This is a genomic window from Gammaproteobacteria bacterium, from assembly GCA_028817225.1.
GTDB lineage: Bacteria > Pseudomonadota > Gammaproteobacteria > Poriferisulfidales > Oxydemutatoraceae > Oxydemutator.
The window spans coordinates 33,957-43,911 of the sequence record JAPPQC010000028.1 but is presented as its reverse complement, the minus strand read 5'-3'; the positions used below and the strand labels follow the sequence as shown (position 1 = coordinate 43,911).

Here is a 9,955-nt window from a genome sequence, read left to right as displayed (position 1 = left end):
GCGCGTTGCCGGCAACCCCGAGTCGGTCGCGCCCGTCGCCGAAATCCGCCGCCGCCTGTCGTCCGCCGCCGATGTCGCGCCGGCGCTCGTCGGCGATGTGCTGTGCGAATTGTGGCAGGCCGGCGTGCTCGTCGAGCCGGGCTGGGCGCGCCTGGAAACCGCCCGCTGACGCACTTCGGGGCCGGGCTTTCGCTGCCAAAAGTTGATGAACCGCCGCGCCGCGCCGGTGCTGTACAATGCCGGTCAAGACAAACGATGCCGGGACATCTGACGATGCCGGGGCATCTTATTTTCGGAGGAAAGAAAAATGGAAGAAAAAAGTTATTCAGGCGCGCCTCAACAAACCGAGGAGGAAAAAGCCAACTGGGTGAAATTTGAGACGCTTGCGAAACAATATCGGGAAGATGCATCGTTGCGGGCGCGGATTGACGCCGGTGATGTATCCGACACGCTGGAGTATCTCGGCGTCAGCATCGCCGACGGCGTCAAGGTCAGAATCGTCGCCGACACCGCCGACCGGATTCACTTTCCGGTGCCGCCGCCCGGCAGAGTCGGGGAGATGTCGGTGGAGAATCTCAGCGCCGTCGTCGGCGGCAACACCGCCGGCACCGCGGGCTGCATCGGCACGGCGGCCACTTTCGGGTGCTCCTGCGCGCCGAGCACAATGAGTACGGCGGGCACCGGCGGCACCATCGGTTCCGCCAGTTCGGAAAGCGGCAGCCGCCCGGACAGCGTCGGCCTTGAGGCTTGAGGCCCGGGCATTCACAACTGGAGGAAAGAATCATGCATATTCCATACAATGAATCCATCGGCGCCCATGTGCGCCGGATTGCCGTAAAATACCGGAGCGACGCGGCCTTCCGGAAGGAGGCGGCGCGCGACAGTTGGGCCGTGGTGCGGCAGTTGCCGCCGGAGGACGCGGACCTGATTGGCCGCCAGGTCGGCAGCCGCGAGCTGAAGGTGCACTTCAACACCGACAAAACGCTTTATGTGGTGTTTCCCGCGATGCCCAGCGAGATGCAGGGCCTGGAGGCCGACGATTTGTCCGCCATCGCCGGAGGAGGGTCCGCCAGCAGCGTCGGCACTGTCGGCACCGCCAGCACGACGCCCAGTTGCTTCGGCAGCGCGGGCACCATCGGCAGCGCCAGTTCTAAAGGCTGAGCGCGGCCTGCGGCGGGCATCGGAAAAGCCCGCAGAGAGTCCGTGAAAACGCCCGCGCCGCACACCTGCGGCGCGGGCGTTGTCGCATGTTCGGGTGGTCGGGAAAAAAGGTGGCGCCCCGGGGGTGGGGCGCCTTGCTCAAAAAGGAGGAGCAAAAAGGGTGGAGGAGAAAGTCAGTCCCAGTTCAGCGCGCCCCCGGTCTGGTATTCAATGACGCGGGTCTCGAAGAAGTTCTTCTCTTTCTTGAGGTCGAGAATCTCCGACATCCACGGGAACGGGTTGGCGGCGCCGGCAAACTGCTCGGGCAGGCCGATTTGTGAAAGCCGCCGGTTGGCGATGAAATCCACATACTGCTTGAACAGGTTGGCGTTCATGCCGAGCATGCCGCGCGGCATCGTGTCTTCGGCGTAGAGTTTCTCGAAGCGCACGCCGTCCAGTATCAGTTCGGTGATTTCGGCCTTGAATTCGTCGCTCCACAGGCTCGGGTTTTCCATCTTGATCTGGTTGATGACATCAATGCCGAAGTTCATGTGCATGGACTCGTCGCGCAGGATGTACTGAAACTGCTCGGCGACGCCGGTCATCTTGTTGCGCCGCCCCATGGACAGAATCTGGGCGAAGCCGACATAGAAGAAGATGCCCTCAAACACGACATAGAACGCGATCAGGTCGCGCAGCAGGCGGCGGTCGTTTTCGGTGGTGCCGGTGACGAAGTCCGGGTCGCCGAGGCTTTGGGTGTAGGGCAGCGCCCATTCCGACTTGCGCGCCACCGACGGCAGTTCGCGGTACATGTTGAAGACCTCGCCCTCGTCAAGGCCGAGGGACTCGATGCAGTACTGGTAGGCGTGCGTGTGCAGCGCCTCCTCGAACGCCTGGCGCAGCAGGTACTGGCGGCACTCCGGGTTGGTGATGTGGCGGTACACCGCGAGCACCAGGTTGTTGGCGACCAGCGAGTCGGCGGTCGAGAAAAAGCCGAGGTTGCGCTCGACCACCATGCGCTCGTCCGCGGTCAGGCCGTCGGCGCTTTTCCACAGCGCGATGTCGGCGGTCATGTTGATTTCCTGCGGCATCCAGTGGTTGTTGCAGGCGGCGAGATACTTGTCCCACGCCCAGGTGTACTTGAACGGCACCAGTTGGTTCAGGTCGGCGCGGCAGTTGATAATCTGCTTGTCGTCCACCTGAATGCGCGACGCGCCCATCTCGATGGTTTCAAGGCCGGTGGCGCCGCCGCGCACCGCCGCGCCGTTGGCGGCGTTGGCGTCCGCGGTGCTCGCGCCGTTCGTGCCGTTGGCGTTCGCGGCGTGTGCGCCGTTGGCGCCATTCGTGTCGTTGGCGTTCGCACCGTTGGCGCCGTTGCCATTGGCGCCGTGTGCGCCGCCGGTGTCGTCCGGGAGTGTAACGGCGCCGTTGCCGCCGCCGTTGTTCGGGACGGGCGGGCGGATGCCGGGCGGCGGCCCGGCTTCGGCCAGCGGGTCGTCCCAGTGTCGGGTTGTCGCAGTTTGCATGTTTTGCCTCCGGTTGGTTACTGACAGGCTTCGCAGTCGGGGTCGGTGATCAGGCAGGCCCCCCTCGCGTCCTGTCCGGACGGCACCGCGTTGAGGTTGCCGTCCACTTTTTCCATCGTGCTTTTCTCGACATGTGTGGCGCCCATCGAGCGCAGGTAATAGGTTGTCTTCAGCCCCCTGAGCCACGCCAGTTTGTAGAGGCTGTCCATCTTTTTGCCGTCCGGCTCGGCCATGTAGAGGTTCAGCGACTGCGACTGGTCTATCCATTTCTGGCGCCTTGCGGCGGCCTCGACCAGCCAGCGCGGGTCCATCTCAAAGGCGGTGGCGTAGAGCGACTTGATCTCGTCGGGCACGCGGTCCATGCGCTGGACGCTGCCGTCGTAGTATTTGAGGTCGGTCACCGTGACTTCGTCCCACAGATCAAGCCGTTTCAGGTCGTCCACCAGGTGCGAGTTGATGACGGTGAACTCGCCCGACAGGTTGGATTTGACGAACAGGTTCTGGTAGGTCGGCTCGATGCTCTGGGTGACATTGCAGATGTTGGAAATCGTCGCCGTCGGCGCAATCGCCATCGTGTTGGAGTTGCGCATGCCGGTCTTGGCGATGCGCCGGCGCAGCGCGTCCCAGTCGAGCGTGGACGAGTCGTCCACCTGCAAAAACCCGCCGCGGCTTTCGGCCAGCAGGCGCAGCGAGTCAATCGGCAGCACGCCCCGCTCCCACAGCGAGCCGCGGTAACTCGGGTAGGCGCCGCGCTCGCCGGCGAGGTCGCACGACGCCTGGATGGCGCAGTAACTGACCGCCTCCATCGAGCGGTCGGCGAAGTCAACGGCGGCGTCGCTGGCGTAGGGGATGCGCAGCCGGTAGAGCGCGTCCTGGAAACCCATCAGCCCCAGCCCGACCGGGCGGTGTTTGAGGTTGGAGTTGCGCGCCTTGCGGACGCTGTAATAGTTGTAGTCAATGACATTGTCGAGCATGCGCATCGCGGTGGCGACGGTGCGCTCGAGTTTGTCCATCATCAGGCCGTCCTCGTTGACATGCAGCGCCAGGTTGACCGACCCGAGGTTGCACACCGCGATTTCCTCGTCCGAGGTGTTGAGCGTGATTTCGGTGCACAGGTTGGAGGAATGGACGACGCCGGCGTGCTGCTGCGGCGACCTCAGGTTGCACGGATCCTTGAAGGCGAGCCACGGGTGGCCGGTCTCGTAGAGCATGTTCAGCATCTTGCGCCACAGGTCGGCGGCCTCGACGCGCTTGAAGTTGGCGATGCCGCCGTTGTCGGCGGCGGCCTCGTATTCGGCATAGCGCTTCTCGAAGGCGTCGCCGCACAGGTCGTGCAGGTCCGCCGTCTCGCTCGGCGAGAACAGCGTCCACGAGCCGCCCTCGCGCAGGCGCTTCATGAACAGGTCGGGTATCCAGTTGGCGGTGTTCATGTCGTGCGTGCGGCGGCGGTCGTCGCCGGTGTTCTTTCGCAACTCGAGAAATTCCTCGATGTCCAGGTGCCAGGTCTCAAGGTAGGCGCACACCGCGCCCTTGCGCTTGCCGCCCTGGTTGACCGCGACCGCGGTGTCGTTGGCGACCTTCAGAAACGGCACCACGCCCTGCGACTTGCCGTTGGTGCCCTTGATGTGCGAGCCCATCGCGCGCACGCGGCTCCAGTCGTTGCCGAGGCCGCCGGCGAACTTCGACAGCATCGCGTTGTCCTGCACCGCCCCGAAAATGCCGTGCAGGTCGTCGGACACCGTCGTCAGGTAGCACGACGACAGTTGCGGGCGCAGCGTGCCGGAATTGAACAGCGTCGGCGTCGAACTCATGAACGCGAACGACGACAGCAGGTTGTAGAACTCGATGGCGCGGTCCTCGCGCTCCACCTCGTTCATCGCCAGCCCCATCGCGACGCGCATGAAAAACGCCTGCGGCAGTTCAAAGCGCGTGTCGCCGTGGTGGATGAAGTAGCGGTCATAGAGTGTTTGCAGCCCGAGGTAACTGAAGACATGGTCGCGCTGCGGGTCAATCGCCGCCGCCAGCCGCGCGACATCGAATTCATCGCGCAGTTTCGGGTCGAGCAGTTCCAGTTCGCAGCCGCGCGCGACATAGCGCTCGAAATAGTCGGGGTAGCGCGCCGTCATCTCGTCGCCGGTGGCCTCGTCGAACTGCCCGGCGAGGAACGACAGCGCCTCGCGCCGCAGTTTGTCGAGCAGCAGGCGCGCGGCGACGACGCTGTAATCCGGCTCTTTCTCGACCATCGCGCGCGCGCTCATGATCAGCGCGGTGCTGACATCGGCGGCCTTCATGCCGCTGAAAAGGTTGTGCAGGGTTTCCTTGATAATCGGCTGCGGCTCGACCTGGCCGGTGTCGCGGCACGCCTCCTCGACAATCAGCCGCAGGCGCGCGCTGTCGAGCGGCTTCTCGGAGCCGTCTTCGTGCAGCACCAGAATCTCCGCGCCGTCGGCGTCGGCGCGCTCGTCGCCGGCGTCGTTTTGCGCCCGCTCCTTCGCGCGCTCCTCGCGGTAGAGCACATAGCCGCGCGCGACCTTGTGGTAGCCGCCGCGCATCAGCGCCAGTTCAACCTGGTCCTGGATGTCCTCAATGTGGAAGGATTCGCCGCCGCCGCGGTTGCGCATCAGCGCGGCCACGACCTGTTCGGTCAGGTCGGCGACGATTTCATGGACGCGCGGCGACGCCGCCGCCATGCCGCCCTCAACGGCCAGAAACGCCTTGGCCAGCGCGACCTTGATTTTGGACGGGTCAAACGCGGTGACCTTGCCGTTGCGGCGAATCACCTTGTACTGGGCCAGCGCCGTGACCGGGGCCTCGGCGCGGACGGCTGCGGAGGGCGCCGCCGCTTCGGGCGCCACCGTGGATGGTTGTTGCATCAGAAAATGGTTCTCCGTTGTCGTTTGCATGGTCTGGATTATAACCCGGAAAACACAAGATATGCCAGTCCGCCGCCGCAGTCAATACGACATCTTGTGGTTTTCCGCCGGAAAAGCCTTGAAAAACCTTGTGGACAGCCTGTGAGGGCGCCCGGCGGCCCCGGCCCCGGCCCCGGCGCCTGCGCGGTTGCCAGATGTTGCTGAACGGCCTGTCCCCTTGACGGGGGAGAAAGGGGAGGGTCTAATTATTGTCAGGGAAACAAACCTTTTGGGGGAAAAAAATGGAACCTATTTATCAACAATTGAACGCTCTTTTCGAGAATCCGCAATTTGCGAAAGAGTTTGAGGCGAATCCGAAGGAAGCCTACGAAAAGCACAGCGGAGAAAAATGGCCTTATCGTCAGGCCAATGTCAAGGTGGTGACCGATGACGCCAGCACCCTGCATGTGACCTTTCCGCCGCCGCCCGGCATGCTGTATGACGACGAACTGTCGGACCTGTCCGGCGGTATTCATCTCAGCGACGCGGCGAGCGCGGCTTCGGCCAGCACTTACAGCACTTTCATCGGCTGTCTCGGCTGTCTCGGAACCGCCAGCTCGAACTCCGCGCAGCGGGTCGCGCAGGCCGCCGCGCAGATCATGCACGGCGATAGCGCAGTCACTCCGCCGGCGGACGGGCAAGCATCAAGGCCGCCGACGGAGTAAAGGCGGCCTGAAGGCAGACGCTGAAGGCGCCCATATCCCACCCCCCTCCTCGGGGGTAGAGGGATTGAAGGCAACGCCTGAAGGCAGACGCTGAAGGCGGGCCGTCAGCCGTCCATCTGCGGCGATTCCTGGTCGTGCTGATGCCCCGCCGCCGCCGTCAACCGGCCTTGTTCCGGTTGACGGCGGCGCCTTTCCCGGTTATGGTGCCGGGCCATGTTTGATGTACTGACAGGCCAGGGCCTGATCCAGTTGCCGTGGTGGGGTTATCTCGCCGCGGCGCTTGTGTTGTGTCACCTGACGATCATCTGCGTGACGCTGTTTCTGCACCGTTCGCAGGCCCACCGCAGCGTGGACTTCCACCCCGCCGTCAGCCACCTGATGCGGCTGTGGCTGTGGCTCGCGACCGGCATGAACACCAGGGAGTGGGTTGCGATACACCGCAAGCACCACGCCCGCTGCGAAACGCCCGACGACCCGCACAGCCCGGCCTTTAAGGGCATCCTGACGGTGCTGCTGCGCGGCGCCGACCTCTACCGCGACGAGGCGCGCAACGCCAAGACGCTGCGCGTATATGGCCGCGGCACGCCGAAAGACGCGCTGGAAAAGCGCCTCTACTCGCGTTTTCCGACGCTCGGCATCCTGCTGATGCTGGCGCTGGACTACATCGTGTTCGGCTTTTTCGGCATCGCGCTGTGGGCCGTGCAGATGATGTGGATACCGTTCTTCGCCGCCGGCGTCGTCAACGGCATCGGGCACTACGGCGGCTACCGCAACTTCGCCACCGACGACAACTCGACCAATTTCAGCAACCTCGGCCTGCTCATCGGCGGCGAGGAACTGCACAACAACCACCACGCCTTCCCGACTTCGGCGAAGTTTTCGTTCAAGTGGTGGGAATTCGACATCGGCTGGCTGTACATCCGGCTGCTGCGCGCGGTCGGCCTGGCGCGCGTGCTGCGGCTGGCGCCGGTGCCGCGCCGCCGCGCCGCGCAGGCCGGCGCGCTCGACCTGAAAACCGCCGCGGCGCTGTTCCACAGCCGCCTGCATGTGATGCGCGAGTACGCCGCCAGCGTCATCGTGCCGGTGATGCGCGCCGAACTGGCTTGCGCCGACAGCGGCTACCGCAAACTGCTGCTGCGCGCGCGCCGCGTGATGCTGCTGCACGACCGCCATGTCAGCGACCAGGACCGCGACACGCTGAAACGGGTGCTGGACGACAACCGCCAACTCGAGGTGGTCTATGAATTCAAGCGCAAACTGCACGAACTGTGGAGCGCCGACCACGCCGACCAGCACCGGCTGTGCGACCTGCTGCGCGAATGGTGCCGCCAGGCCGAGGAAACCGGCCTGCAGAAACTCGCCGACTTCTCGCGCCGCATCCAGGGCTACACGCTGAAGCCGTCGCTCGCGGCGATACACCACACGGGCTGAACGCCCGCCCCGCGCGCCGCGCGCCGCCGCGCCGCGCATCACCGCCCTTTCCGCGCCCGTTTCAGTTGAAGCGGGCGTCCAGCGCGAGGTTGTCGCGGTGGATGAGTTCCTCCTCGTAGCGCGCGCCCATGATGGCCTTCACCTCGCCGCCGCTTTTGCCGATGATCAGGCGCGCCTCGTCGGCGGCGTAGTTGGCGAGGCCGCGCGCGACGGCGTCGCCTGAGGCGCTGCGGCACACGACCATGTCGCCGCGCCGGAAGTCGCCGTCGAGCGCGGCGACGCCGACCGGCAGCAGGCTTTTGCCGAGATCGCACAGCGCCCGGCAGGCGCCGTCATCAAGCGTCAGCGCGCCGCGCGGCTTGAGGTTTGCAATCCAGCGTTTTCGGAGCGCCAGCGGCTTGCCGCCGGCCTGAATCAGCGTGCCGAGCGCCTCGCCCGCGGCGATGCGGGCGATGACATCCGGCTCCTGCCCCGGCGCGATGATGGTCGAGGCGCCCGACTGCGCCGCGCACCGCGCCGCCGCGACCTTGGTGATCATGCCGCCGCGCCCCAGTTCGCCGATGCTGGGGCCCGCCGCGTCGTCGAGCAGCGTGTCGCCGGAATGCGCGCGGCGTATCAGTTCGGCGCCGTCGTCGCGGTTCGGGTCCTTGCTGAACAGGCCGCGCTGGTTCGTCAGCATCAGCAGCAGGTCGGCGTCCACGAGGTTGGCGACCTGCGCCGCCAGCGTGTCGTTGTCGCCGAGTTGAATCTCGTCGGTGGAGACGGTGTCGTTTTCGTTGATGACCGGCGCCACGCCCAGTTCCAGCAGCGTCGTCAGCGTCGCGCGCGCGTTCAGGTAGCGCTGGCGGTCGCGGAAATCCTCGTGCGTCAGCAGCACCTGCGCGGTGTTGACGCCGTGGCTTGCGAAGGCCTCGCGGTAGCCCTGCATCAGCCCCATCTGGCCGACCGCGGCGGCGGCCTGCAATGCGTGCAGGGTCTGCGGCCTTTCGCGCCACCCGAGGCGGCTGACGCCCTCGGCAATCGAGCCGGACGACACCAGCGCGACCTGGCCGCCGGCGCGCACCAGTCGCGCAATCTGCGCGGCCCAGTCGCCAATCAGCCCGCGGTTGAGGCCGCAGCCGCCGTCGGTGACGAGCGAACTGCCGACCTTGATGACCCAGCGCCTGGCGCCGCCGCCGGCGTTGCCCGCGGCGTTGTCGTTGTCGTTCCCCATCGCGGCGATTATATTCCATCCCCCGCGCCGGTTGCTTTCGCCCGGCGGCGTGGTATGCTGTGCGGCCCCGCGGGGGAGAACCGTCATGTCCAGAGTCTGCCAGGTAACCGGAAAGAAGCCGATGAGCGGCAACAATGTGTCGCACGCGCACAACAAGACGCGGCGGCGCTTTTTGCCGAACCTGCATGTCCAGCGTTTCTGGGAGCCGGACGAGAAGCGCTGGGTCAAACTGCGGGTGTCGCGCAAGGGCATGCGCATCATAGACAAGAAGGGGCTGAAGGCCGTGCTCGCCGATTTGCGCGCGCGCGGCGTCAAGGTGTAGGGCGCCATGCGCGACAAGATCAAACTCGTCTCCAGCGCCGGCACCGGCCATTACTACACGACCTCGCGCAAAAAGACCGCCAACGCCGAAAAACTCGAGATCAAGAAATACGACCCCGTCGTGCGCAAGCACGTCCTCTACAAGGAAGCAAAAATCAAGTAACGGATGCGCGTTGCGCCGTTCCCGCCCCCGTTCAGAAACCTTTGTCATTATTGACAAAGCGGGCGCCGCCTCTATCATCCAAGACAGGTTATCCCTTGTGGATAAGATGACACAAGTCGTGAAGCGTGAAGGAGGATTCAATGATGGAAAAACAGGAAAAATCGCCGGTGCCGACGCCGGAGGCGACCGCCGCGCTGGTCAATCTCTACATTTGCGACGAGGGATTCCGCGCCGAATTCGACAAGGACCCGAAAGCGGCCCTCGCCATGCTCGGCGGAAAACCGCTGCCGCCCGGCCTGGAAGTCGTGGTGCACCGCAACGACGGCAACCGCTGGCATCTGACGCTTCCGTCGGAAGAAATCGTTGAAGCGCTTTCCAGGGCAATGGGGGACAAAGACCTGGACAACATCTCGGGCGGCACATCGCGTGAAGAAAGACTTCAGCGCTATCAACAGTTCCTTGCACAGCACGGCGCGTCGGCGGCGGGCAACTTGCCGCCGAGACCGGCAAGCAGACCGGAAGCGCTGCTCGACATCGTTCGCGGAGGCTGGGGATGGGAGCCTTGAGCGCCGCGCCCGCGCACG

10 protein-coding genes are annotated in these 9,955 nt (G+C 65.0%); 7 read left to right on the top strand and 3 right to left on the bottom strand.

What is annotated here, in order from left to right; translation table 11 throughout:
• The first annotated feature begins 307 nt into the window (after positions 1-307).
• Both OXU50_04055 and OXU50_04050 read left to right on the top strand, forming a co-directional pair.
• Positions 308-751, top strand: a complete 444-nt coding sequence (locus OXU50_04055; GenBank protein MDD9869051.1) for a hypothetical protein — start codon at positions 308-310, stop codon at positions 749-751.
• Positions 752-783: 32 nt separating this feature from the next.
• Entirely contained in the window at positions 784-1,161 is a 378-nt protein-coding gene (locus OXU50_04050; protein ID MDD9869050.1) for a thiocillin family RiPP, read from the top strand.
• Positions 1,162-1,334: 173 nt separating this feature from the next.
• On the opposite strand, the gene OXU50_04045 is transcribed toward OXU50_04050, so the two are convergent.
• Complete coding sequence (locus OXU50_04045; GenBank protein MDD9869049.1) at positions 1,335-2,666, bottom strand: ribonucleotide-diphosphate reductase subunit beta; 1,332 nt, start codon at positions 2,664-2,666, stop codon at positions 1,335-1,337.
• Positions 2,667-2,683: 17 nt separating this feature from the next.
• Positions 2,684-5,569, bottom strand: coding sequence for a ribonucleoside-diphosphate reductase subunit alpha (locus OXU50_04040; GenBank protein ID MDD9869048.1), 2,886 nt, complete (start codon positions 5,567-5,569; stop codon positions 2,684-2,686).
• Between the two features lie 251 nt (positions 5,570-5,820).
• Here OXU50_04040 and OXU50_04035 point away from each other — a divergent pair, with 251 nt between their 5' ends.
• Both OXU50_04035 and OXU50_04030 read left to right on the top strand, forming a co-directional pair.
• Positions 5,821-6,243: a thiocillin family RiPP gene (locus tag OXU50_04035; GenBank protein MDD9869047.1), complete on the top strand. Its 423-nt coding sequence runs from the start codon at positions 5,821-5,823 to the stop codon at positions 6,241-6,243.
• A 213-nt stretch (positions 6,244-6,456) separates the two neighbouring features.
• Complete coding sequence (locus tag OXU50_04030; protein ID MDD9869046.1) at positions 6,457-7,674, top strand: fatty acid desaturase; 1,218 nt, start codon at positions 6,457-6,459, stop codon at positions 7,672-7,674.
• Between the two features lie 61 nt (positions 7,675-7,735).
• Here the strand turns inward: OXU50_04030 and proB are convergent, their stop codons facing one another.
• Positions 7,736-8,887 carry a glutamate 5-kinase gene (proB, locus tag OXU50_04025; protein ID MDD9869045.1) on the bottom strand — a complete coding sequence of 384 codons (1,152 nt, stop codon included), beginning with the start codon at positions 8,885-8,887 and terminating at the stop codon, positions 7,736-7,738.
• Positions 8,888-8,972: 85 nt separating this feature from the next.
• Here proB and rpmB point away from each other — a divergent pair, with 85 nt between their 5' ends.
• The 3 genes from rpmB (at position 8,973) to OXU50_04010 (ending at position 9,937) form a co-directional block, all read left to right on the top strand.
• Positions 8,973-9,209, top strand: coding sequence for a 50S ribosomal protein L28 (gene rpmB / locus OXU50_04020; GenBank protein ID MDD9869044.1), 237 nt, complete (start codon positions 8,973-8,975; stop codon positions 9,207-9,209).
• A gap of 6 nt (positions 9,210-9,215) precedes the next feature.
• Positions 9,216-9,371, top strand: coding sequence for a 50S ribosomal protein L33 (rpmG, locus tag OXU50_04015; protein MDD9869043.1), 156 nt, complete (start codon positions 9,216-9,218; stop codon positions 9,369-9,371).
• 140 nt (positions 9,372-9,511) lie between these two features.
• Positions 9,512-9,937, top strand: coding sequence for a hypothetical protein (locus OXU50_04010; GenBank protein MDD9869042.1), 426 nt, complete (start codon positions 9,512-9,514; stop codon positions 9,935-9,937).
• The last annotated feature ends 18 nt before the right edge of the window (positions 9,938-9,955 follow it).

Bases quoted from the DNA above. Each gene is read 5' to 3' on its own strand.
- OXU50_04030 (MDD9869046.1), top strand. From the start codon at position 6,457: ATGTTTGATGTACTGACAGGCCAGGGCCTGATCCAGTTGCCGTGGTGG.
- OXU50_04055 (MDD9869051.1), top strand. From the start codon at position 308: ATGGAAGAAAAAAGTTATTCAGGCGCGCCTCAACAAACCGAGGAGGAA.
- proB (MDD9869045.1), bottom strand. From the start codon at position 8,887: ATGGGGAACGACAACGACAACGCCGCGGGCAACGCCGGCGGCGGCGCC.
- rpmG (MDD9869043.1), top strand. From the start codon at position 9,216: ATGCGCGACAAGATCAAACTCGTCTCCAGCGCCGGCACCGGCCATTAC.
- OXU50_04045 (MDD9869049.1), bottom strand. From the start codon at position 2,666: ATGCAAACTGCGACAACCCGACACTGGGACGACCCGCTGGCCGAAGCC.
- OXU50_04035 (MDD9869047.1), top strand. From the start codon at position 5,821: ATGGAACCTATTTATCAACAATTGAACGCTCTTTTCGAGAATCCGCAA.
- rpmB (MDD9869044.1), top strand. From the start codon at position 8,973: ATGTCCAGAGTCTGCCAGGTAACCGGAAAGAAGCCGATGAGCGGCAAC.
- OXU50_04050 (MDD9869050.1), top strand. From the start codon at position 784: ATGCATATTCCATACAATGAATCCATCGGCGCCCATGTGCGCCGGATT.
- OXU50_04040 (MDD9869048.1), bottom strand. From the start codon at position 5,569: ATGCAAACGACAACGGAGAACCATTTTCTGATGCAACAACCATCCACG.
- OXU50_04010 (MDD9869042.1), top strand. From the start codon at position 9,512: ATGATGGAAAAACAGGAAAAATCGCCGGTGCCGACGCCGGAGGCGACC.